This window comes from Mycobacterium sp. M26 (genome assembly GCF_001494595.1).
In the GTDB taxonomy this organism is placed as follows: Bacteria; Actinomycetota; Actinomycetes; order Mycobacteriales; family Mycobacteriaceae; genus Mycobacterium.
Window position 1 is genome coordinate 268,409 of the sequence record NZ_LN929907.1, and the last position, 23,085, is coordinate 291,493.

The 23,085-nt window shown below is 65.8% G+C and carries 24 protein-coding genes; 9 read left to right on the forward strand and 15 right to left on the reverse strand.

Going from position 1 to position 23,085, the window contains the following annotated elements:
• The first annotated feature begins 91 nt into the window (after nt 1-91).
• The gene (locus tag BN3385_RS01305; RefSeq protein ID WP_059014348.1) at nt 92-1,567 is read left to right on the forward strand and encodes an adenylate/guanylate cyclase domain-containing protein; all 1,476 of its coding nucleotides are present in this window, start codon (nt 92-94) and stop codon (nt 1,565-1,567) included.
• Nucleotides 1,568-1,595: 28 nt separating this feature from the next.
• On the opposite strand, the gene BN3385_RS01310 is transcribed toward BN3385_RS01305, so the two are convergent.
• From BN3385_RS01310 to BN3385_RS01335, 6 genes are all read right to left on the reverse strand, one after another.
• A complete protein-coding gene (locus BN3385_RS01310) occupies nt 1,596-1,964 on the reverse strand; it encodes a DUF1330 domain-containing protein (protein WP_059014350.1) in 369 nt (122 codons plus the stop codon).
• A gap of 75 nt (nt 1,965-2,039) precedes the next feature.
• Entirely contained in the window at nt 2,040-2,798 is a 759-nt protein-coding gene (locus BN3385_RS01315; protein ID WP_059014352.1) for an alpha/beta fold hydrolase, read from the reverse strand.
• Entirely contained in the window at nt 2,795-3,046 is a 252-nt protein-coding gene (locus BN3385_RS01320; RefSeq protein ID WP_059014354.1) for a hypothetical protein, read from the reverse strand. Before BN3385_RS01320 ends, BN3385_RS01315 begins: the two co-directional genes overlap by 4 nt.
• Complete coding sequence (locus BN3385_RS01325) at nt 3,034-3,906, reverse strand: LLM class F420-dependent oxidoreductase (RefSeq protein ID WP_059014356.1); 873 nt, start codon at nt 3,904-3,906, stop codon at nt 3,034-3,036. The genes BN3385_RS01320 and BN3385_RS01325 overlap by 13 nt, the downstream gene beginning before the upstream one ends.
• Nucleotides 3,903-4,349, reverse strand: coding sequence for a tautomerase family protein (locus tag BN3385_RS01330; RefSeq protein ID WP_059016267.1), 447 nt, complete (start codon nt 4,347-4,349; stop codon nt 3,903-3,905). Before BN3385_RS01330 ends, BN3385_RS01325 begins: the two co-directional genes overlap by 4 nt.
• A gap of 20 nt (nt 4,350-4,369) precedes the next feature.
• Complete coding sequence (locus tag BN3385_RS01335) at nt 4,370-5,071, reverse strand: SDR family oxidoreductase (protein WP_059014358.1); 702 nt, start codon at nt 5,069-5,071, stop codon at nt 4,370-4,372.
• Between the two features lie 93 nt (nt 5,072-5,164).
• Between BN3385_RS01335 and BN3385_RS01340 the strand changes: the two genes are divergently transcribed.
• Nucleotides 5,165-5,650: a winged helix-turn-helix transcriptional regulator gene (locus BN3385_RS01340; RefSeq protein ID WP_059016268.1), complete on the forward strand. Its 486-nt coding sequence runs from the start codon at nt 5,165-5,167 to the stop codon at nt 5,648-5,650.
• 15 nt (nt 5,651-5,665) lie between these two features.
• On the opposite strand, the gene BN3385_RS01345 is transcribed toward BN3385_RS01340, so the two are convergent.
• From BN3385_RS01345 to BN3385_RS01360, 4 genes are read right to left on the reverse strand one after another with little or no spacing between them, the layout of a single operon-like run.
• A complete protein-coding gene (locus tag BN3385_RS01345; RefSeq protein WP_059014360.1) occupies nt 5,666-6,262 on the reverse strand; it encodes a DUF302 domain-containing protein in 597 nt (198 codons plus the stop codon).
• On the reverse strand, nt 6,259-7,836 hold the full coding sequence (locus BN3385_RS01350) for an FAD-dependent oxidoreductase (protein WP_059014362.1): 1,578 nt from the start codon (nt 7,834-7,836) through the stop codon (nt 6,259-6,261). Before BN3385_RS01350 ends, BN3385_RS01345 begins: the two co-directional genes overlap by 4 nt.
• A 22-nt stretch (nt 7,837-7,858) precedes the next feature.
• Nucleotides 7,859-9,166 (reverse strand): SCP2 sterol-binding domain-containing protein, encoded by a 1,308-nt coding sequence (locus BN3385_RS01355; protein WP_231748611.1) that lies wholly within the window; start codon nt 9,164-9,166, stop codon nt 7,859-7,861.
• A gap of 56 nt (nt 9,167-9,222) precedes the next feature.
• Nucleotides 9,223-10,131, reverse strand: coding sequence for an alpha/beta fold hydrolase (locus BN3385_RS01360; protein WP_059014365.1), 909 nt, complete (start codon nt 10,129-10,131; stop codon nt 9,223-9,225).
• A 123-nt stretch (nt 10,132-10,254) separates the two neighbouring features.
• Between BN3385_RS01360 and BN3385_RS01365 the strand changes: the two genes are divergently transcribed.
• From BN3385_RS01365 to BN3385_RS01385, 5 genes are all read left to right on the forward strand, one after another.
• The gene (locus BN3385_RS01365) at nt 10,255-10,896 is read left to right on the forward strand and encodes a winged helix-turn-helix transcriptional regulator (protein WP_502688030.1); all 642 of its coding nucleotides are present in this window, start codon (nt 10,255-10,257) and stop codon (nt 10,894-10,896) included.
• Nucleotides 10,897-11,036: 140 nt separating this feature from the next.
• Complete coding sequence (locus BN3385_RS01370) at nt 11,037-11,594, forward strand: TetR/AcrR family transcriptional regulator (protein WP_059014367.1); 558 nt, start codon at nt 11,037-11,039, stop codon at nt 11,592-11,594.
• Nucleotides 11,595-11,609: 15 nt separating this feature from the next.
• The gene (locus BN3385_RS01375) at nt 11,610-13,874 is read left to right on the forward strand and encodes a molybdopterin-dependent oxidoreductase (RefSeq protein WP_059014369.1); all 2,265 of its coding nucleotides are present in this window, start codon (nt 11,610-11,612) and stop codon (nt 13,872-13,874) included.
• Between the two features lie 22 nt (nt 13,875-13,896).
• Entirely contained in the window at nt 13,897-15,465 is a 1,569-nt protein-coding gene (locus BN3385_RS01380) for a class I adenylate-forming enzyme family protein (RefSeq protein WP_059014371.1), read from the forward strand.
• Nucleotides 15,462-15,854 carry a DUF6941 family protein gene (locus BN3385_RS01385; protein ID WP_059014373.1) on the forward strand — a complete coding sequence of 131 codons (393 nt, stop codon included), beginning with the start codon at nt 15,462-15,464 and terminating at the stop codon, nt 15,852-15,854. Before BN3385_RS01380 ends, BN3385_RS01385 begins: the two co-directional genes overlap by 4 nt.
• Here the strand turns inward: BN3385_RS01385 and BN3385_RS01390 are convergent.
• Genes BN3385_RS01390 through BN3385_RS01410 form a run of 5 tightly spaced genes read right to left on the reverse strand, consistent with a single transcriptional unit; the run spans nt 15,844 to nt 21,406 of the window.
• Nucleotides 15,844-18,021, reverse strand: coding sequence for a molybdopterin-dependent oxidoreductase (locus BN3385_RS01390; protein ID WP_059014374.1), 2,178 nt, complete (start codon nt 18,019-18,021; stop codon nt 15,844-15,846). The two genes, BN3385_RS01385 and BN3385_RS01390, sit on opposite strands and share 11 nt — an antisense overlap.
• 7 nt (nt 18,022-18,028) lie before the next feature.
• Nucleotides 18,029-19,198 (reverse strand): cytochrome P450, encoded by a 1,170-nt coding sequence (locus BN3385_RS01395; RefSeq protein ID WP_231748612.1) that lies wholly within the window; start codon nt 19,196-19,198, stop codon nt 18,029-18,031.
• Nucleotides 19,199-19,245: 47 nt separating this feature from the next.
• Complete coding sequence (locus tag BN3385_RS01400) at nt 19,246-19,950, reverse strand: hypothetical protein (protein ID WP_059014378.1); 705 nt, start codon at nt 19,948-19,950, stop codon at nt 19,246-19,248.
• A complete protein-coding gene (locus tag BN3385_RS01405) occupies nt 19,947-20,147 on the reverse strand; it encodes a ferredoxin (protein WP_059014380.1) in 201 nt (66 codons plus the stop codon). The genes BN3385_RS01400 and BN3385_RS01405 overlap by 4 nt, the downstream gene beginning before the upstream one ends.
• A 17-nt stretch (nt 20,148-20,164) precedes the next feature.
• Nucleotides 20,165-21,406, reverse strand: a complete 1,242-nt coding sequence (locus BN3385_RS01410; protein WP_231748613.1) for a cytochrome P450 — start codon at nt 21,404-21,406, stop codon at nt 20,165-20,167.
• A 104-nt stretch (nt 21,407-21,510) separates the two neighbouring features.
• On the opposite strand from BN3385_RS01410, the gene BN3385_RS01415 reads away from it, so the two are divergent.
• Together BN3385_RS01415 and BN3385_RS01420 are read left to right on the forward strand one after the other, a co-directional pair.
• Nucleotides 21,511-22,050: a TetR/AcrR family transcriptional regulator gene (locus BN3385_RS01415; protein ID WP_059014384.1), complete on the forward strand. Its 540-nt coding sequence runs from the start codon at nt 21,511-21,513 to the stop codon at nt 22,048-22,050.
• 32 nt (nt 22,051-22,082) lie between these two features.
• Nucleotides 22,083-22,979: an LLM class flavin-dependent oxidoreductase gene (locus tag BN3385_RS01420; RefSeq protein WP_059016270.1), complete on the forward strand. Its 897-nt coding sequence runs from the start codon at nt 22,083-22,085 to the stop codon at nt 22,977-22,979.
• The last annotated feature ends 106 nt before the right edge of the window (nt 22,980-23,085 follow it).

Below are 23,085 nucleotides of genomic sequence, written 5' to 3' on the forward strand. Positions count from 1 at the left end.
GATGTTACGCATCACCGGAGCGGCTGGATAGTTCTGCTCTCATTTTCTGAGAGCGTGATTCTGCCGTCGCCCCGCAGTAGCGTCTACGGCTATGACGGCGAGCAGGCTGAGGGTCCGCTACGCCAGAGCCCTGGCATTCGGTCAGCTGCTGGCCGCTGCCGAACTCACCGTCCTGATCATGCCGCTGCGCAACGAAGTGGTGCCCGAAGCGCAGACCGTCTTCGCCAGGGACACCCTGATCGCCGGGATCATCCTGTCGGTGCTCGGCATCGGCGCCGTTATCGCCTACGCCATCTACGTCGTCGACGTGAAGCTGCAGTGGTTCACCGCCGGCGAGCCACCCCGCCCCGCCGACCGGGCCTTCGTGCGCCGGCTGCTGCGCAACCAGTCAGCCGTGCTGGCCGGTGTGTGGACCGTCAGCGGTGTGGTGTTCATGATCGTCAACCGGGACGGTGGTGCGCCCGCGGCCTGGCTGATCGCGATGGCGATGATGTTCGGCGCCACCACCTCGGCCGGTGCCGCCCTTCTGCTCATCCAGCGCACACTGCGGCCCATCACCGCGGCCGCACACACCACGACACCCGGGCGCGACCGAACCCCCGGCGTGCTGGCCCGGCTGCTGCTGATGTGGCTGATGTCCAGCGCGCTGCCCACGGTCGGTATCGCCGTCGTGGTGGTGATGCACTCGCACGGCTGGATCATCGAGAAGACCGCCTCGATCGAGCTCCCCGTCGTCGTGCTTGCCCTCATCTCGGTTCTGGTGGGGTTCCGCGGTATGTCGATCGCCGCCTTGTCGATCTCCGATCCGGTGCGTGATGTCGTCGACGCCATGGCCAAGGTCGAGCACGGCGAGATCGACGCCCGGGTCGAGGTGTACGAGCGCTCCGAGATCGGCCGGCTGCAGAGCGGGTTCAACCGGATGGTCGCCGGCGTGGCCGAACGGGACCGGTTGCGTGATCTGTTCGGCAGGCACGTCGGTCCCGACGTGGTCAGTCGCGCGGTCAGCGAGACCGGCACGCTGACCGGTGAGGTACGCGAGTCCGCGGTCCTGTTCGTCGACCTCGTGGGATCCACCCAGCTGGCGCAGTCGCGCTCACCATCCGAGGTCGCCGAAGTGCTCAACCACTTCTTCGAGATCGTGGTCGCCGCAGTCGACGAGCACGGCGGACTGATCAACAAATTCCAGGGTGATGCGGTGCTGGCCGTGTTCGGTGCGCCGCTGCCGAGCGCCGCAGCGGCCTCGGATGCGTTGGCGACCGCCCGCGCACTGGCGGTCACGCTGCGCAGGCTTCCGGTGGTGGACTTCGGCATCGGGGTGTCGGCCGGGCCGGTGTTCGCGGGCAATATCGGCGCCGAGCACCGCTACGAGTACACCGTGATCGGGGACGCCGTGAACGAGGCGGCGCGGCTGGCCGACCGGGCCAAGCTCACGCCGGCTCGCGCGTTGTGCTCGGCGGTGGCGCTGATCGGTGCCACCGCGGCCGAACGCGCGCAGTGGAGCGAGTGCGGCTCCGAGGTGCTGCGCGGGCGCCTCGAGCCGACGGTCATGTTGGCTCCCGTCGGCTGACACCTGGCCGGGTCAGGCACCGATCGGATCATGGCTTGAGGACGGAGCGGATCGAATCGAACGATAGAGCTGGGTCAAAGAGATCCAGGCCGTCGAACGTCTGCCAGATGTACGCCGACGTGCCGTCCTCGCGCAGCGGGTGCAGATCCGCCAGAGCGGGGTCCTGACGGAATGCGTTGAACGATTCTTCTGATTCCCACTCCACAACGAGCAAGACCTGGCGTGGCACGAGGTCGCCGGTGACATTCTCACGGAACCGCCCGAAGGCAACCCAGGAACCGCCGTAGGGCTGCGCTGCCGCCGCGAGACGACTGAAGTAAGCGGCATACTTCTCCTCGTCTACGACGTCGAAGAGGTTCAACGCCAAGAAGCGGCCGGGTTTCGTGTTAGCGGTCATTGTCGTGCCTTCCGGTTGATGCGTACAGGTGGAGCGGTGCCGTGACCGGCCCGCGGTAGGTCTTCGTGAGTGGCTTCACGCCAACGACTTCCAGAACGCCACCAGAATCGATGCCGCGCGACGGGGATCCTCTGTCATCCACCAATGGCCCAGCCCCTCGAGAATCTGGCTGCGGGCACCGGCTCGTGCCGCTGTCTGGTCCCGTTGCTCGTCGGTCCCGACGCCGTGGTCCTCTGAGGGCATCAGAGCGAGGCCGGGTCGTGCAGCAGCAGCGTCCAGCCTGCGACCTAGCTCGCTGGTCTTCGGCTGTGCGGCCGAGCGGTACAACTGGAGGATGCAGTCGCCCATCACGGCGTCCAAGCCAGGGGCGACGCGAGCAGCGATACCCGGATTCATTCCACCTGCGACAAAGGTCGCGACCCGCTCATCGGCGGTCTGGGCCAGCATGGCTTCGATGGTCGCTTCGCCCACTATCGGTGTCTGCCACTGTTGGGCGAGCCCAGTCCATTCGTAGTCGGCGGCGAAGACCCCCACGACATCTGAGGCCCAGCTACGCACGAGATCCGGCCTTGTCATCGCCACATTCAGAACGTGGCCGCCACCCCAGTCATGTCCCACAAGATCTACGGGCCCGCCGACCGATTCGAGTTCGGTGATTAGCCACGTCGTGTATTCGTCGACTGTCCCACCCCAATTGTCGGGTGTCGGAGCACCGAAACCGGGCGGCGATAGAAGAAGCGGCTGTTCGACTCCCAAGGCCACGAGTTCTGCGACCAGGAGGTCCCAGACCGCTGCCGTCTCCGGGACTCCGTGGACCAGACACGCCCGGGTCATAGCGTCACAATCTCGACAAACTCGAACTTCATGAGTCCGTGTGAGACGAACGGTAGGCGAGCGAGCTGCGACCGCAAGGTCGCGAGATCGGCCGCATGTGCGATGCCGACGACGCCGCCGCCGTCGCAACGACGATACGCCGCTGAGATGACCCCTTCGGCCCGCAAGTCGGCTACGACGCGATCCTCCTGAGCGCGATAAGCCTCGGCGCCGGCCGCAAGTTTGTCAGCAGTGATCAGGAAATCCATTGTGGTACTCCAGCTTTCAGGCCGAGCGGTTCGGCTAGGTCGGTAAGCGCCGGGATCAGTCCATCGGGCGGCCCGAGAACCTGGATCGGCACATGGTCTGCACCTGCATCCAGATGTTTGGTCACTGCTGCCGCAATGTCAGCGGCGGTACCGTGGGCGACGAACGCGTCGACGAGACGATCGCTGCCCGGGATCGCGATATCGTCCGTAGTGAACCCCAGCCGAGCGAAGTTCGTTGTCGCGTTCTTGAGCTGGAGATACAGCTCCAGCGTTTCGCGCCCAATGGCACGAGCGAGGCCGGTGTCAGCAGTGCGGACGACCTTATGCTCAGGCGCAAGAAGGGCTTCGGCGCCGATGATGGCGCGCGCATCTGCTGTGTGTTGAGGAGTCGTCAAGTAAGGATGCGGGCCGGCGCTGCGGTCTGCTGCCAGCTTGAGCAGACGCGGGCCGATCGCCGCGATCGCACGCCGATATTGAGGTACGCCGTGGCGGTCGAGCGTATCGAGATAGCGGTTGAGCGCGTCGAGTGGCTTGCTGTAGGTCTTGTTCGCCTCGGGGTGACCTACCCCGATTCCCAGTAGGAAGCGGCCGGGATACTTCGCATCAATACGGTGGAATGACTCGGCCACCTCCTCGGCGGCCCCGGTCCAGATGTTGACGATTCCGGATGCCACGTGCAGTGTGGTCGTCGCCTCGAGCATCGGTTCGGCCCAACGTAGATCGGTCGATGGCGAGTTGCCGACCCAGATGGCTCCATAGCCCAGCGATTCGATCTCTTGGGCTTCACCAGGACTCACCACCCGGCCGAAAACACCGAACCGGCCGAGTCCTGGCTTTCCGTCTTCGTCGTTGCGCGTCACACGCTCTCCTCGACTCTGTCATAGGGGATGGCTGCATTGGCTGCGACCCAACTCTTTTCGGCGTCCGATCCCCCGGGGGGAGGCACGAGGCCGTTCACCATCCACAACTGTTCGCTGGTCTCATCGACGTGGAACTCCCAATGAACGCCGTCGTACTTACTCATGAACGGGGCCAGGGTGTTGCTGATCCAGCGCGCGGCGCGACGTCTGCTGGCAGCGTCAGGGTGCTGTCGAGCGATGTGCTCGATGACGACCCGGACTGCAGCACTGGACGGTTCGCCACCTACGAAGAAGTCGCCGGCCGAGGTCTCGCGGAAGATGACAACGACATAGAAGCGCGGGAGACCGATCGCCCGGTAGCGCTCGGTGACAGCCGCAGCCAACTCCTGTTTGTCTGCGCCGGTGAAAGTACCCGGGGCGTGGTAGATAGTCCACAAAGGCATTGAAATCTCCTCAGCCAAGATCAACCGGGCAAGCTGATGCTGAGGTTCTCGACGGGGCCGGATAACGCAGCCTTGGCCGCGACGCTCGCGTCATCGATGAGAACCTCCGCGGCGCCGCTCTCCAAAGCGTCGATGATGCGAGCCGCTGCCACGGCCGGGGGTGTCTTCGGCACGTTGATCGCCGCGACCATGTCGGTGTCGAGGAATCCGGCATGGACGCCGAGAACCTGGGTCTGTTGCGCGGCCAACTCGTCACGAAGCGAGTTCGTGAGAGACCACATGGCTGCCTTCGATGCCCCGTAGGCACCGCTGCCACTGAGCCAGGACAACACCGAGAGAACGTTGACTATGGCCCCGCCGCCACCGCGACCGACAATGGGCGCGAAAGCCGTTGCGACGCGCAGTGGACCCAGGGCATTGACATCGAACGTCTCGGCAACATCCGCGACAGCACCGGTGAGAAGCGGCGCAGGTATCAGGATGCCGGCGTTGTTGATGAGGATGTCGGCATCGCTCGCACGACGAGCGAGCGACGAGACAGATGCCTCTGATCGCACATCGAGCACCTCGGTGACCACCGCAGGGCGCGCATCGGTGTAGGGCTCGCGGGCTGTCGCGTAAACCTTCGCGGCACCGCGATTGAGCACCTCGTCGACCAGCGCCGCGCCGAGACCTCGCCGACCGCCGGTGACGACCACGACTCGACCTTGTACTGCGACCATCGGAACTCCTCCATCTGAGTAACTACACCGTTATCCAGATACAATCACACATTGCTGGATAACGCAATCGTTAGTTACCATCGGGGCATGTCGATGAAACTCGAAGATCGGCTGGCCCGCCGGGAACAGTGGCAGCCGGAGATCTGCTCGGTGGCCAAGGTGCTCGACCTTTTGAGCACCAAGACCGCATTTCTCGCACTACGCGAATGCTTTTGGGGTACTGCACGGTTCGAAGACTTCGTCGACCGCATCGGAGCATCGGCGCCGGCGGTGTCCCGCGCGCTCAAGCAGCTTGAGACTGCGGGCGTCGTTGAGCGTGTGCCATACCGAGAACCAGGCAGCCGCGTTCGCGATGAGTACCGGCTCACCACCGCCGGCGAGGACCTGTTGCCCGTCCTGATGGCGCTCACACAGTGGGGCGACAAGTATCTCCAGAACGGCTCAGCGCCATTGGGATTCGTTGATTCGAGGACAGGTAGGCCGGTGCGGGTCTGCGTCACCAGCCGTGGCGACGTGAACGAACCGACCTCGAGCGATATCGAGATCCGCGCCCGATTCACAGACGGGCAGCAGGGATGACATCGCAGCGGGCTACTACGACCGGCGTGGCTCGGTGTTTCGATGATCAGCTGTGGCCGTCAGCTCGTCACTGATCCCGACGCCGATGGCTCGCAGCATTGTTGCCACCTTGCGGTCGAGCAGGATTCCGGTGGCTGCAATCTCGGAATCGCCCAGTCCGGCGAAGACGGTGGAAGGTTGGTCGATGCCGAAGACTGCGGCCCCCGCTTCGTCGCTGAAGAGCAGGACCCGCAGTGGGGCATAGAGGAGGGCGTTTCGGTCGCGGCGAAACATGGTTTCGGCGATCACGTGGTTGCCCATCAGGTATTCGATCGCCTGGCCGCGGTGGCCGGCCACGTTCATCATCGGAGTGGCATCGATGCTCGCGTACAGCAGCAGATCGTAGGGCGCTGACGCCGCAACCCTGGACTTCACATCGTCCCATGTCCCCCCTGCTCGGATATCAGCCAGATAGGGCTCGGGGTTGAAAGCGGGTACCGCGCTCTCGAAAGCTGCGCGGAAGCGCTCGAATGGTATGCCAGTGGCGATGTTGAGCCGCGTCATCGCATGGTCGATCCTGCTGACCGCGACGTCCGTGTGCGGGGCTCTGCTGTCGTCCCGGAACTCGGTCATCCTCGTATTGCCTCCAGCATGTCCTGTATCGCCGTGAATTTCACCCGGGGTCGGTTCCGCTCGGCGCCGCGCGCCCGTTCGACAGCATCGATTGTCCGCCAACCACTGCTGTCGACGATGTGAGCTCCGCGAGCGCTCAGGATCTGCACCAGGTCGAGGTCGCTCACATCGCGGGCGAGCAGTCCGGCGTCGAAGTCCTCCCAGATCTTCCCGACCGTCTCACGGGCACAGTCTCGGTTTGTGCCGATCACCCCGTTGGCGCCGCGCTTGATCCAGCCGGTCACGTACACCCCGGAGAATCGGCCTGCCGTACCAGTGACCCGTCCGCCGTCGTTGGGCACGATGCCTGCTTCAGAATCAAAGGGAAGGCCCGGGATCGCGTTGCCCAGGTAGCCGATCGCCCTGAGCACCAGGCGGCTCACCAGGACATCGCCACCGGTAACGAGTAGTGCTTCGGCGTGGTGGTCGCCGACGACTGCAACGGGTGCGCTATTGAAGCGGAACACGATCCGTTTGTGGGATGGCGACGTCTTACGTCGAGAAAAGTCCTCGAGCACCCGCAGTTTGGCCTTGGTATCGAGATCGGCGCCCTTGGGCGGTGTCAGGTCTTCAGCGTCCACGATCACGTCCACCCCCGGGAGGTGACCCAGCGCGATCAGCTCGGCGGCGGAGAAGGCGGCATGCGACGCTCCCCGGCGACCGAGGAGTACTACCTCGCGGATATCGCTGTGGGACAGCACATCCACGGCGTGGTCTGGAACATCCGTGTGGTGCAGCTGCTCTCGTGACATGAGCAGGATGCGCGCGACGTCGAGAGCGACATTGCCGTTACCCACGATAACCGCGCGCTCCGTCTTGAGGTCGTAACGATCGCCGGTCCGGTCGGGATGCCCGTTGTACCAGGCAACAAAGCGTGCTGCGGCGTGGCTGCCGGGTAGGTGCTCGCCGGGAATACCGAGATCGCGGCTGCGTGAAGCGCCCACGGCATAGACGACAGCGTGATGGTGCGCGATGAGCTCGTCATGAGTCAGATCGCGTCCAATCTCGACATTGAGGTAGCTGCGGACATGCTGGTCGTTGAACAACACCTCGAAGGTGTCCGTGATCGCCTTCGTGCGTTGGTGGTCAGGCGCTACGCCCGCGCGGATGAGACCGTACGGCGTAGGCAACCGATCGAAAAGGGAGACGTCGACGCCGTCCACGCGGAGCAGCTCGCCGGCGGCATATAGCGCGGCCGGACCCGTGCCGACAATCGCGACCCGGAACGATCCCGCTGCCACCGGGGGATGCACCGGCTCGGGCGTGGGATAGTTGACGACCAGTGGGTGCTGCGCGAAGTACTCGGCGTTGAGGTCGCGGAACGCCAGTTGCGACGGGGGCAGCTCGTTCTCCGGGTAGATGGCGTCGACGGGGCATTCGTCCATGCAGGCGCCGCAGTCGATGCACGCTTGCGGATCGATGTACAGCATCGGCGTCTGGCCGGCATCGCGTGGGTCGGGACGGATGCAATCGACTGGGCACACTGCGACGCAACTGGCGTCCTTGCAACAGTTCTGGGTGATGACGTGGGCCATGTGAGCGGCTACTTCTCTTCGGTCAAGACGGAAAGCACCGGCTGAAGGTGAGAAGCAGTCTGGGCGAGCCACCGCGCAGCCTGATGCGCTGGGTGAGCAGGGACCACACCAACGATGCGTGTCCGTTGAGGAACTTGATCCAGGTGGTGGAGTCGGCGGTGATCCGAAGGTCAGCTGTGCCGAGGTGGCCGTCGGCGACCGTCAGCTCGCGCTCGCGAATAACGACGGTGACCTCGCGTGGTTCAGCGCCCGTGAAAGTGAAATGGTAGGTCGCCGCGACATCCTTGGCCTGCTCGCGTTGAAAGATGATCGGCAGTCCCTCCACAAAACCATCGATGCTGTTGGCCCGCAGACTCTGTCCGACCTGTTTTGTCTGTTTGTGCGGGAACCGCTTGGCAACGTAGCTCTCCGCATCCGAGCCGGGGATCACATAGATCGTTTCCTCCTTCAGCTGGAGGGGGCGAACGACCTCGGCGAGGTGGGTCTTCCGATCGTCGAGCCATGGCCGGATGACGTCTTCGCCGGCTGGGCAGACGGACATGCAGTATGCCGCTTTGTAGTTGGCGCCGAAGGACAGGCTCTGCCATACAGACGCGGTTTCATTGTCAGGCACCTTCAACCGATAGTCGGTGGCATTCTTGCTGTCGGCGACCTGACCGACCCAGTCCCCGAAGCCGCCCATGAACTCGCGGTAGTTGTGCGTGTAGCACGCCGAGAAGTCGAAGTGTCCGTCGGAGGCGATGGCGCCGGTTGGGCATGCCGCCACGCATAGCTTGCAATCCAGACACGGGTTGAAGGTGATGGGCTGCGAGTCATCATCGACCTCGGCATCGATCAGGACTGTGCCAAGAAGAATGAAGTTGCCAAACTTGGGGTGGATCACGTTGCGGTGCAGCCCCATATGGCCAAGGCCCGCGGCTACGGCAACGGGCTTGTGGCTGACGACCCACGTCTTGCGAGGGAACTTGTCCATCTCCATCGGAAACCCCATCGCAGGGTTGATCGCACGGATGCCCACGGCTTCGAGTTGGGACACCACCGTTCGACCAACATCGTCGGAATGGTCTCCGGTGTGGTGAAACTCCAGGTTGGCTACCGAGCGGGCTGGAGTGCGGATGTTCTCGCGGTTCATCTTGCACACGAAGCTGATCAGAGTCTTCACATGTGGCATTGCGGCAGTCAGGTCTGCGCGTTGGTCGGCAATCTCGGCACGATCGATCGCAACGAACCCGACATCGTCGGCGCCGGCAGCCAGGCAGAGATCGCGCAACCATGAAGCGTCGAGGACCGGCGCGCTCCCCCGGCTCTCGGCGGGGGTCTGCTGCAGCACCGCAGCGACGGTAGGGTGCCGGTCAATCCTGTTCATTTTCGCCATGTTCCGGGTCCTCAGCGGTCGCCTCGACGGAGGAGATCCGTCAACACTGTCTCGTTGAGGATCGCTGCCACGACTTCGGGCTTCTCGAGGGAAGCGAAGTGTCCGCTCAAGGGGATGTTCACCCGCTCGACGCGGCGTAGCGCATTTTCGACCTGGTCGCGTTCAGCCGGACGAGACCAGTCGCCGTCGCTGTAGACCAGAGTCACCGGCGCGCCGACTTCGGGATAGCGTGACCGCGCTCTGATGAACCCCGGCAGGCTTCGATAGACCCCCCGCGCGACCTTGTCGTATCCCTTCCGCCGTCCGCTACGGAGCAACTCGTCGAGCAACTCCTCCGGTAGTGCGGCACCGTCGACGAGACCGCCGCGGAGCACTCTGCGCATCACAGGGCGGGGTTCAAGACCCGCGATCAACGGTCCAACCACCGGTAGTCGCACAGCGGGGATGATCAGGCGGCCCAGGAAGCTGCCTCGTATCAGGCCGGAGGGATAGTCGTAGGGATTGAGGGCCACGACACGGCTTACCCGGTCTCCGAGATCTATGGATGCCAACAGGGCGACGGCGCCGCCAAGCGATTCGCCGGCCAGTGTCACCGCTCTGAGATCAAGCCCCTGGACGAAATCGACGATCGCCGAGCGGAAATCGGCCTCTTCAAACGATTGGTTCGCGACGATGTCTGACCACCCCATGCCGGGCAGGTCGACAGCGTAGACGGTGAAGCGATCGAGCAACCGGGGGATCACCCTCTGGAAGTAGTCCAATTGGGTCCGCACGGTGTGAATCAGAACCAGGGGAGGGCCGGTGCCGGTTGTGTAGTAGCGCAGCCGTGATCCATCGGCTCGGACAAAGTGCCTGACTTCTCCCCGATCACCGGCCCACGTTCGGGTGTAGGACGACTCGGGTGACTCGATGGTTGTCATGGCTGTCCTTCCTGGCCATTCCTGGTTGCCTTCCCCACACTATAGACAAGAAAATAAAGTGGCAACTTTATCTGCACGTCTAATACACTGCCTACAGTAACGTTTGCCGAAGTCCAGGTGGTGGTGGTGCAGAAGACCTACAGCCAGAACTGCCCAGTAGCGATGGGCATGGATGTTCTGGGGGAGCGTTGGACCATGTTGATCCTCCGCGAATTGTTCGGTGGACCGCGCCGGTACAGCGATCTGCGCGCCGAGCTGCCGGGAATTGCGACCAACCTGCTCGCGGATCGACTGCGCGCGTTGGAAGAGGGCGGGCTCGTCGAACGCAAGGAGCTACCCCCACCGGCCGCTCGCATCGTCTATGAGCTGACTGACGAGGGCTGGCGCAAGGTCGCCCCGGTCATCAAAGCGATCGCCGTCTTCGGCATGGGTCGGATCGACGGCGGTGATCTTGCCGGCAAACCGTTGACCGGATTCCTGGCTGGCATCATTGCCGGCTTTGACCCCACCAGCGCTGCCGAGGTGGTGGCCTCCTACCAGATCTATATCGACGAACGTCTCTTTGAGTTCTCGGTCGATCGTGGTGAACTTGCACCGCCGGGTAACCCGGTCGCGGTCACAGTCAAGGCAGCCGCCCGAGATCTGCTCGCCCTTCGCGTGGAGCGAACAGCAACGCGCAGGAGAGCCGCGTGGAAGCGCATCGACTTTCGGGGCGAGCCGGCTGCAGTCGCCGACATGCAGCGCATCTTCGCCCTGCGCGACTAGCGGAGGTAAGGCGCGGGCTGGCTCCCTCGCCCAGCGTCACCCCAGAGTGACCGTCGGCGGCCAGCGCCGCGCTGGCGTGACGCTCAGCAATGATCCCCGGCACTGGCGCGAGCGGATTATGTATGGTTGTATACATAGGCATGGCGGGTCCTCGTGAACGCATGGTTGCCTCAGCCGCGATGCTGATCCGGGAACGCGGCGCCCATCCGACGGCGATCGCCGACGTTCTGCAGCACAGCGGTGCACCACGCGGCTCGGCCTACCACTACTTCCCTGGCGGTCGGACCCAACTGCTCTGCGAGGCAGTCGATTACGCCGCCGAGTACGTCGCGGCCAAGATGAAGCGCTCGACCAGCAGCGCCGAGATGCTCGACACGCTGGTCCGCTTCTACCGCAAGAACCTGCAGGACACCGACTTCCGCGCCGGGTGCCCGGTGCTGGCCGTCGCGGTGGAGGCCGGCGACCCCGAGACCTCACCTCCGATGATCGACCGCGCCCATGCAGCGTTCGAGCGCTGGAACGGACTGATCGCCCAGCAGATGATCGCTGACGGCATACCCGCCACACGCGCCGCCGACCTCGCGGTGCTGATGACGTCCGCACTGGAGGGCGCGATCGTGCTGGCCCGCGCGGCGCGCGATGTCGCCCCCATCGACACCGTCCATCGACAGCTATCCGGTCTGCTCGAGGCCAACTGAGAACAGGAGCAACCCATGTCCGGTGACTGGAAGAGCACGGCCTGCGTTCTGTGCGAGTGCAACTGCGGCATCGTGGTGCAAACCAGCGATCAGGACGGAGCCCGGGTGCTGTCCCACATCCGCGGGGACAAGGAACATCCCGGCACACAGGGCTACACCTGCAACAAGGCGCTGCGCCTCGACCACTATCAGAACAACCCGATGCGGCTGACGTCGCCGCTGCGCCGCACGGCCGACGGCGGCTACGAGGAAATCGACTGGGACACCGCCATTACCGAGATCGCGGCGGGCTTCAAGCGGATCGCCGACACCCACGGTGGGGACAAGATCTTCTATTACGGCGGCGGCGGTCAGGGCAACCACCTCGGCGGCGCCTACAGCAGCGCCTTCCTCAAGCCGCTGGGCTCCCGGTACCGATCCAACGCCCTGGCCCAGGAGAAGACCGGCGAGGCCTGGGTCGACGCCCACCTCTACGGCGGACACACCCGCGGTGAGTTCGAGCATGCCGAGGTCTCGGTCTTCGTCGGCAAGAACCCGTGGATGTCGCAGAGCTTTCCGCGGGCCCGCACCGTGCTCAACGAGATCGCCAAGGACCCGGCCCGGTCGATGATCGTGATCGACCCGGTGCTCACCGACACCGCCAAGATGGCCGACTTCCACCTGCGGGTCAAGCCGGGCGCCGACGCGTGGTGCCTGGCCGCGCTGGCGGCCGTTCTGGTACAGGAAAAACTCTGCGACGAAACCTTTTTGACTGATCACGTCGACGGTGTCGACACCGTCCGCGAGGTGCTGGCCGGTATTCCGGTCGGCGACTATGCGCAGCGCAGCGGCGTCGACGAGGAGCTGCTGCGCGCCGCGGCACGCCGCATCGGCACCGCCCAGAGCGTCGCGGTGTTCGAGGACCTGGGCGTCCAGCAGGCACCCAACAGCACGCTGTGCTCCTACCTCAACAAGCTGCTGTGGATCCTCACCGGGAACTTCGCCAAACGCGGTGGGCAACATCTCCATTCGTCGTTCGCCCCGCTGTTCGGCGCCGGTGGTGTCGGTCGCTCCCCGGTAACGGGCTCACCGATCATCGCCGGTCTCGTTCCCTCGAACGTGGTGCCCCGCGAGATCCTCACCGATCACCCCGACCGATTCCGGGCCATGATCGTGGAGAGCAGCAACCCCGCGCATTCGATCGCCGACTCGGCAGCCTGCAAGGCGGCGTTCGAGTCGCTGGAGTTGCTCGTCGTGATCGACGTGGTGATGACCGAGACGGCCCGGCTGGCCGACTACATCCTGCCCGCATCCAGTCAGTTCGAGAAGCCGGAAGCGACGTTCTTCAACTTCGAGTTCCCGCACAACATGTTCCACCTGCGCCACCCGCTGTTCGAACCGCTGCCGGGGACCTTGCCCGAGCCGGAGATCTGGGCCCGCCTGGTGCGCGCGCTCGGGATCGTCAGCGACGACGACCTGCGCCCGCTGCGGGAGGCCGCCCATCAGGGCCGCGATGCCTACACCCAGGCGTTCTTCACCGAGCTCGCGGCCAACCCCGCGCTGGGCAAGGCCCTGCCCTACGTGCTCTACGAGACGCTGGGGCCGACCCTGCCGGAGAACCTCAAAGGTGCTGCCGCACTGTGGGGTTTGGCGCAGAAGGCCGCACTGACCTATCCCGAGGCCGTCCGCCGCGCCGGCCATGCCGACGGCAACGCACTGTTCGACGCCATCCTGTCCGGCACGTCGGGCATCACGTTCACCGTGCACGAGTACGCCGATGACTTCGCGCTGATGGGCCATGCCGACCGCAGGATCAAACTCGAGATGCCCGAGATGCTCGACGAGATCCGGGCCCTGCGCGACGCACGGCCCGGATTGACCACCGACGAGTTCCCGATCGTGCTGTCCGCCGGCGAGCGGCGCGCCTTCACCGCCAACGACATCCTGCGCAACCCGGCGTGGCGCAAACGTGACACCGAGGGCGCGCTACGGGTCAGCGTCGAGGATGCCGAGGAACTGGGGCTTGTCGACGGTGGGCGGGCACGGATCGTCACCGCGGCGGGCAGTGCCGAGGCCAGTGTCGAAGTCAGCCCCGCGATGCTGGCCGGACACGCCTCGCTGCCCAACGGCTACGGCCTCGACTTCGTCGCTGCTGACGGTGCCGTGCAGGTACCGGGCGTTGCTCCCAACGACCTGACCTCGACCGACTGGGCGGACGCCTACGCCGGAACCCCCTGGCACAAGCATGTGCCGGCCCGCATCGAGAGAGTCGGCGCGGACCTCGCGGCGTCGAGCGCCTAGGAGCCTTCTAGGATCGCGTTTTGTGCAGTCGCCATGGGGTGAAGACGTCGAAGTAGGGCACTACGCCGGTCACCCCGGCCTGGTCTATCCGCAGCGGCCCCGCACCTTCGCCGATCTGTTCTTCGGCTGCGACCGCTGGGCTGAGCGGACCTTCCTGGTCCAGGGCGAGCGCCGGATCAGTTTCGGTGAGTTCTTCGCCGCCGTCGACGCCGCACGCGACATGCTGCACGGCCTCGGTGTGACCCCCGGGCGGCGTGTCGTGCTACTGGGATACAACAGCCCCGACTGGGTGCTCGCGCTGTGGGGGATCTGGGCGCTGGGCGCGGTACCTGTGCTCGGCAACCGGTGGTGGAGCCCCCGGGAGGCCGAGCACTCGATCGCCCTCGTCGACCCTGTCGCCGTCATCACCGACGATCCCGCAGTCCCGACCGCACTGCCCGTACTCGATGTCAGCGAATTCGGTTCGTGCTTCCGGGGTTTCACCGCGACACCCCCGTCGCTGCCCGGACCCGCCGACGAGGACGACCCGGCCGCCGTCCTGTTCACCTCCGGCAGCTCTGGCCTGCCCAAGGCGGTCGAACTGTCGTTCCGCGGTATCGCGGGCAACCAGCAGAATGTGCTGGTGCGATCCCGGCAGCTGCCGCAGTTGCTGAATACCCAAGCGCCGCAACACGTCAACCTGGTTTGCACCCCGCTGTTCCACGTCGGCGCGCTGGCGACGTTGCTCAGCCAGATGATCACCGGCGGACGGATCGTGCTCAACTCCGGACGGTTCGACCCGGGCCAGATCCTCGCCCTGATCGAAGCCGAGGGGGTGCAGCGCTGGGGTGGGGTGCCGACGATGGCGGTGCGTCTGCTGGAGCATCCGGACTTCGACTCCTACGACCTGTCCAGCCTGCGCGCGTTTCCGCTGGGCGGGGCGGCGGTGTCACCGGTCCTGCTGGAGCGGTTGGCCCGTAAGCTCCCCCAACTGCAAGCACGGGGCCTGGCCAATACCTGGGGGATGACCGAAGGTGCCGGATTCTTCACCGTCGCGGGCGCACCCGACCTGGCCAAGTACCCCTCCTCCGTCGGGCGCCCTTATCCGACAGTGGAACTCGCGATCGCCGATCCCGACGATGACGGCATCGGCGAAGTCCTGGTCCGCTCCCCCACCGTGATGCTCGGGTACATCGGAATCGACGGCGGCCCCGTGGATTCCGAGGGCTGGCTGCACACCGGCGACCTCGGGCATATCAACGACGAGGGGTATCTGTTCATCGACGGCCGCAGCAAGGACATGGTGATCCGCGGCGGGGAGAACATCGCCTGCCCGCACGTCGAAGAGGCGCTGCTGTCGCACCCCGACGTCGTGGAAGCCGCCGCGATCGGGCTTCCGCACCCCGACCTCGGCGAGGAACTCGCCGCCGTCGTCGTGCACCGCCCCGGCGGGCCGGTGCCGACCGAGCAGGAACTGGCCGAGCATCTGCGCGGCATCGTGGCCTACTTCGCGGTGCCCAGCCGCTGGGTGATCCGTGCTGAGCCGCTGCCCACCGTGGCTGGGGAGAAGGTCGACAAGAAGCAGCTGGCCGGCGAGTTCAGCCAGCGATGAGAGCCATCGTGCTGCTGGCCACCAGCGGCCACCTCGACCAGAACGGGACGGTGCACGCCCTGGGACTGGGTTGGACCACCAGCCCGACGCCCACCGCGCAGCATGTCCTGATCGTGTTCGTCGAGGTGCAGTGGTCCGAACTGGGCCAGTCGTTTCCGATCCGCGCCGAACTCGTCGACAGTGACGGGGCACGGGTGGCGCAGACCGAGGAGAACACCATCAAGGCCCGCCGCCATCCGGTCCACCCGGAGGGCACCCCGGTCACCATTCCGTTCATCGCGACCATCCCGCCGCTGAACCTCAAAGTCGGTGAACGCTACCAGTGGCGGGTGTCCATCGCCGGCGAGATGCACGAGGACTGGCTGGCCGGCTTCACCGTCACTGAGTGACCGGCTCGATCCGCACCGCGACGCCGTTGAGCACCGACATCCCGGCCAGGGTCTCGAGATCCTCCGGCCGGCTGGAGGTCAGTTCGTTGACGTTGGCCCCCGGGATGCTGTTGGCCAGCTGCCAGCCGCCGCGGTGGCCCCACCCGTGGGGGACGGCGATGGTGCCGATGCCGACCTCGTCGGTGACCACCACGTCGGTTTCGATCTGGCCCTGCCGGGACGTGATGCGCACCCGTCCTCCGTCGACGATCCCGGCGGCCACCGCATCGTCCGGATTGATCCGGGTGCGGTGCTTGCGGTCACCCTTCATCAGAGTGGGACTGTTGTGCATCCAGGAGTTCTGCGATCGCACTTCGCGAATGCCGATGGCCAGCAACGGATAGTCGGGGTCGTCGTTACCGCGGGTGCCGAGCCTGCCGACCTCGGCCACGATCTCCGGCGGGTCCAGGCGCACCGTGCCACCGGGATGCCGCACCACCTTCTCGAGCACACCGGTGGGTACATGTTCGGCCAGCACCAGGCCGTGCGGATTCTCCCGCAGCTTCTTCAGGTTCAGTCCGCTGCGACGCAGGCCGAACCGGTCGCCGTACGGCCCGGTGCGCAGCAGCAGGGACATCAAGGCCCGGGGAGTGACGTTCATCAGGCCTTTGCGTTCCAGCAGTGCCAGAACCGGATTGAGCCGCTGCAACGGGCCGGTGGCGAACAACGACAACCCCATTCGCTTGGCGATGTCGGCGTACACCTCCCACTCCGCGCGAGCCTGACCGTAGGGCTTGAGGACGGCCTCGGTGGTCTGCACGAACACCGACGGGCAGCACGCCGCGAACGTGGTCGGCAGATCGTCGCGCTCCAGCATGGTGGTGGCCGGCAGGATGTAGTGCGCGTACTTGTTGGTCTCGGTGACGTAGAAATCAAGGGAGACAAGCAGATCCAGCTGCTGGATCGCCGCTTCCAGCGCATCGCTGTTGGGCACCGTCAGGACCGGGTTGCCGGCCTGGACGAACAGCGCCCGCAGCTGGCCCTCGCCCGGGGTGGTGATCTCATCGGCCATCACCGCGGCAGGGAAGGTGCCGTTGACGTCGGGCAGGTTGCCGATCCGCGAGTGCTCTTTGCCGTAACTGAGGTTGCCGGAGCGTTCGCCCATGTCCTCCAACGGAATCACCGCATGCGACATCAGGGTGCCGCCGGGCCGGTCGAGGTTACCGGTTACCAGTGTCAGCGCATCGAGCAGGAAGCTCACCAGGGTGCCGTGGTTGCCGAGGCAGGCACCGGTGCGGCCGTAAGCGGTCGCTGTCGGTGCGGTGGCGAAGTCGCGGGCCAGCGTGCGAACCGCGTCGGCGGGCAGACCGGTGCGGTCCGCGGTGGCCTCCGGCGGGAACGGTGCGCACAGCGTCCGAAGCGTGTCAGCACCGGTGGACTGCCGGGCGATGGCCGCCGCGTCGTCGAGCCCCTCGGTGAAGATCACGTTGAGCATCGACAACAGCAGCCAGGCATCCGAATCGGGTCGCACGGCCACGTGCTCGTGGGCGCGCGCGGTCTCAGTCCGGCGGGGGTCGATCACCACCACCCGCCCGCCGCGGCGGACGATGGCGCTCAAGTCGTCCTTGATCCGGGGCGCGCGCACCGCACTGCCCCGCGACACCAGCGGATTGGCACCGAGCATCAGCAGGAAGTCGGTGCGCGGCAGGTCCGGGAACGGCAACTGGCTGACGGCGCCATAGAGCAGCTTGCTCGCGACGAAGCGGCTGTTGATGTCCTGGGAGCCAGCGGAATACAGGTGTTTGGTGCCGATCCGCGCCATCAGCAGCCCACCCCACAGGCCGGCCGCGTAGCCGAAGGCGGTCGGGTTGCCGATGTACTGACCGACGGCGGTGCCGCCGTGCCGGGCGATGATGGCGGACAGGCGTGCGGCGATATCGTCGAGGGCGACGTCCCAGCTGACATCCTCGAACGAGCCGTCGGCGCGCCTGCGCAACGGGGTCAGCACCCGGTCCGGGTCGTTCTGCACATCGGTGAATGCGATGCCCTTCGGGCAGGCACGGCCCTGGGATAGCGGGTGGTCCGGATCGGGACGCAGCGAGATCAGCCGCTCATTCTCGACGGTGGCGATCAGCCCGCACATCGGCTCGCAGATGCGGCAGTAGGTAACGCGATTCTCGACCGACATCGAGCGATTATTGCACTTCGACGGGGACTGAGTTCCAGCCCCATTGGAAGCTCGACGGCGGACGCCAGGCCGCCTGCTCGTCGATACGGTAGTCCGGCACCCGCCGCAGCCATTCGGTGACCAGCACCGCGATCTCCAGGCGCGCCAGGTGGTAGCCCAGGCAGAAGTGCTGCCCCCGGCCGAAGGCCAGTGACCGCTCGATCGGCCGGTCCCAGACGAACGCCTCCGGATCGGGATACTCACGCTCGTCGCGGTTGGCCGAAGCCAGCAGGCTGATGATCCGCTGGCCCGGTGCGATCGTGGTGTCGTGAATGGTGAAGGGGCGCCGCACCGTTCGGGCGAACCACTGCGCCGGCGCGCAGTATCGGATCATCTCTTCGCGGGCCACCGGCACGGTGGCGGCGGGGTCGGACCGCACGGCGGCCAGCTGGTCGGGGTGGCGGCTCAGTTCCCACAGCCCGTGCGCGACGATCTTGGGCACTGTCTCAGTGCCGCCGATGAACACCCCCAGCAGCTGGGTGGCCACCTCGGTGTCCGACAGCGCTGAGCCGTCGGGCAACCGGTAGCGCAGCAGGCTCTCGACGATCGCGGAACCGCCATGGTCGCGAGCCCGCGCCACCACAGGGGTCAGATACTCCAGATACCCGGGCCTGGCATTGGCCACCTCCACGCCACTGCCCGGTTGCGCCAGACTGCCCGCATTCACGGTAGCCAGCACATCGTGGGCCAGATCGGTTGGCAGACCGATCAATTCGCACACCATCGATGCTGCCACGATACCGCCGTAGTCCTGGGTGAGGTCGAATCGACCACGCGCCAGCAGGTCGTCGAGCCGTTCGTTGGCGAGTTCGCGGATCCGGTCCTGCAGGCCGGCAGCCGGTTTCGGCCGGAACGGGCCTGCCGTGCAGCGTCGGACGTCGTCATAGATCGGGGCGTCGAAGTTGGCGTGGAACGGCATGGGGTGCAGCGGCGGATCCGGCACCGGCCCGCCGTTGCGATGGGCCAGCACCGCGGCCGAGGGCAGCGTGCCCTCCGAGGCGACGAAGGTGCCGTCGTTGATCTCCAGCACCTGCCAGATGTCCTCGAAACGGGACAGCGCGTAGGTGTCCAGGTCCTCGATGTAGTACACCGGGTGGTGATCGCGCAGGGCCCGGTAGAACGGCCTCGGGTCGGCCATCACATCGGGATCGAATGGATGATACGAAACAACCGGCATCCCAACCCCTATCGCAGCGGGGATGGGGGCAGGGCCTGCAGGATGGAGTCCTCCCAACCGTCGCGCAGGGCAGGCGCCACGCTCATCCAGGTGACGATCTCCGGCGGAGGGCTGTCCTTCCAGGACGGATAGTGGTTCTCGAAGCAGTCCCAGTCACCGTCGAGGGCCCAGTAGTGGATCACCTCGTTGAACCGGAACGTAGTGATGAAGGAACCCAGCCACCGCTTGCCGGTGCGCTCCGACCACGGCACGTACAGCCGCTCCAGTTCGCGGATGTAATCGTCCTGGCGCCCGGGCTTGGTCTGCATGATCTCCTGGATCACCAAGCCGGCGCCGAACTGCGCTTCGGTGAGTTCAGCCAGCGGGCGATTGTGCCGCCCGGCATACATGATCCGGCCCTCACCGCTGGCGCCGACCCCGGCCAGGTAGTCCGACCAGGCCACGAAAGCATCGCGGTGACTACCGCCCGGGGCCTGCGCCCGGCCGATGCGGGCATAGTCGGCGAACGCGTCGATCTCCCAGATGATCGTGACCTGCGGCCAGTGGCCGTTGTAGGGCGTGGTCTCCCAGATGGAGAACAGCCGCGCCCCAAGGGATTCCATCATCGGCTGGTAGACGGCGGTGAATCGCTCGGTGAAGCGGTCACTGTGCTCGCCGCCCAGCGCGATCGTCTCGTGCAGGTAGAGCAGGGTGTGGCTGTAGTACTTCTTCATCGGTCGTCCTCGACAAGGCGAAGGGCCGCAGCCGGGCACTGGATGACGGCCTGCTGCATGCGCACCCGGTCGGATTCGGGGCGCTGCGGATGGTGCAGGTGCACCAGGCCGTCGTCGCCGACCTCGAAGACGTCGTCGGCGATCGTCTCGCAGATCCCGTGGCCGGTGCACTTGCCGAGGTCGACCTCGATGCGCATGTGTGCCTCCGCTGTCGTCACCGCACGAAGGCGGGGAGCCGTTTGATCCCGTGCACGAAGTTGCTCATCAGGAACTCCGGCTCGCCGAACTCGACGTGCACGCGGGTGAGCAACTCGCGGAAGATGTTCCGCAGTTCGGTGCGCGCCAGCTGATTGCCCAGGCAGAAGTGCGGGCCACCGCCGCCGAAGCCCAGGTGCGGGTTGGGCGAGCGCCGCAGATCGAAGTCCTGGGGCTGGTCGAACGCCGCGTCGTCCCGGTTGGCCGAGCAGTAGAACAGACCGACCTTGTCACCGGCAGACAGCTGCTGGCCGGCCAGTTCGGTGTCCTCGGTGACGGTGCGCGCGAACTGCAGCACGGGCGTGGCGAAGCGGATGAACTCCTCGACGGCCTGGCCGATGCGGCCGTCGAAGTCGGCCATCAGCCAGTCCCGCTGATCGGGGTTGGCCGCCAAGGCCAGCATCGCGTGCGATGTGGTCTGTTTGGTGGTGTCGTTGCCCGCCGAGGCGAGCAGGATCAGGAACGCGCCGATCTCCTCGTCGGTGAGCCGGTGCCCGTCGACCTCGGCGTTGACGATGCTGGTCATCAGGTCGTCGGCGGGATGCCTGCGGCGGAATTTGGCCAGCTCGATGCCGGTGTTGGCCAACAGGAACATCTCGTTGATGGTCGCCTCGGCCCGTTCCTCCAGGCTGCTGTACTCGTCGTCGCTCATCGAGAACAGCTTCTCGGCGGCCTTGGCCACCGCTTCGCGCTGATCTGTTGGCACACCGAGCATTTCGGAGATCGTCATCATCGGCAACCGGGCCGAGCAGGCGGCCACGAAGTCCACCTCACCGGCACCGGCCAGGTCGTCGACGACGGTGGCGGCGTTCTTGCGGACCTGCTCGTCGATCTGGGCCACATTGCGCGGGGTGAAGGCCGAGCTGATCAGCCGCCGGTACAGGGTGTGCTGCGGCGGGTCCATCATCAGGAAGAAGGTGGCGATGCGCTGCAGGTCGGCAGGCATCGGATCGAGCGCGATGCCGTTGGCCGAGCTGAACACTTCCGGGTGCAGGCTGGCGTGCACGATGTCGGCTCGGCGGGTCAACGCCCAGAAGCCCGGCTCGGCGTTGTCGAACACCGACGGCACCGGCGGGTGCCAGGTCAACCCTTCGGTCGCCCGGAGCTGCGCGAACGTCTGGTCGCGCACGTCGAAGTGCTGGCTCCAGAATCGGCGCGACGAGATGTCGTGCTGGCTGTACTCACGCGAACCGTTGGGCACGTGCACAGCGTGACACTTGACTCAATATTTGTAAAGACAGTGGGATGTGTCTCGGTTGGGCCAACCCGCGTGACACATTGGCCTCGACCTGTAATCCTGTACAGGTGAGCCATGCGCCCGCCGACGCGAACCCCGAGGACGACACCTCCTCGCGGCATCGCATCCTCAAGGCGACGGCGGAGGTACTGGCCCGAAACGGACAGACCAAACTCAGCTTGTCGGAGGTCGCGCTGCAGGCCGGTGTCTCACGGCCGACGCTGTACCGCTGGTTCGCCTCCAAGGAGGAGCTGCTGGACGCGTTCAGCGTCTACGAGCGGCACATGTTCGATGACGGGATCAGCCGCGCGACGGCGGGCTTGCGGGGCGCCGACAAGCTCGACGCCGCACTGCAGTTCATCGTCTCCTACCAGCAGTCCTACTCCGGGGTGCGGCTCATCGACATCGAGCCCGAGGTGGTGATCGCCCAGCTCGGCAACATCCTGCCGGTCATGCGGTCCCGCCTGGAGCGCCTGCTCACCGGTGCGAACGCCGGAGTCAAGGCAGCCACCGCGATCCGGGTGGCCGTGTCGCACTACGTGGTGCGCAGCGATGACGCCGACGAGTTCCTGGCCCAACTACGGCACGCGGTCGGCATCAAGCAGTGAGCACCCTCGACGTCGGGGTGTACGTCCCGCAGATGGGGTTCTCCTACGCCGACATGCTGCACCGCGCGCAGCGCTGTGACGAGCTCGGCATCGGGTCGCTGTGGCTCTACGACCACATGTACGGGCCCGGTGTTCCCGGGATCGACTCGCTGGAAGCTTGGACGCTGGCCACCGCACTGCTGGCGCGGACCGAGCGGCTGCGAGTCGGACACCTGGTGCTGTGCAACCAGTTTCGTCATCCGGCGGTGCTGGCGAAGATGGCCACCACCCTGGACCAGATCTGCGGTGGGCGCCTCGAACTCGGCATCGGCAGCGGCTCGATCGAGGACGAGCACCACCGGCTGGGGCTGCGCTGGGGATCGTTCGCTGACCGCTCCGAGCGGCTCCGCGAGACGCTGGAGATCCTCACCCAGGCATTCGCCGACGAGCGGATTGACTACCGCGGAGCACATTTCACCGTCGTCGACATGCCGATCAAGCCCGGACCGGCGCGCACTCCCCGACCACCCATCGTGGTCGGCGGCGCCGGCGAGAAGTACACGCTGCCGCTGGTCGCGCACTACGCCGACGTGTGGAATGTGCCGACCTATGCCCTCGGCGAGATGCAGCACAAACTCGATGTGCTGCGCGGGCTGTGCGACCAGATCGGCCGCGACCCCGACTCGATCGTGATGTCCGTGGAAGCGGTGCTGGCGGTGGCTCCCGACGAGGCTGCCCTGCCGGCCGTGCGCGAGGTGGCCGAAAAGCGTTTCGGCAATCCGGCTTTCGGACTGCACGAGGGTGGGCTGATCGGAACCCCGCAGGACATCGTCGACCGATTGGGCGCACTGCGGCAGATGGGCTTCGGGCAGGTGGTGCTGTTCACCCACGATCGCGCCTCCGATGCCACTCTCGAGTTGCTGGCCGGCGAGGTGTTGCCTCACCTCTGACGGTGTCGAATATTCGAACAGCACAACGTAATTCGTGCTGCTGGATTGTTGACACACGTAGCCGGGTTGCTTACCGTGGCCGCTATGCCGACGATCGAGACATCCC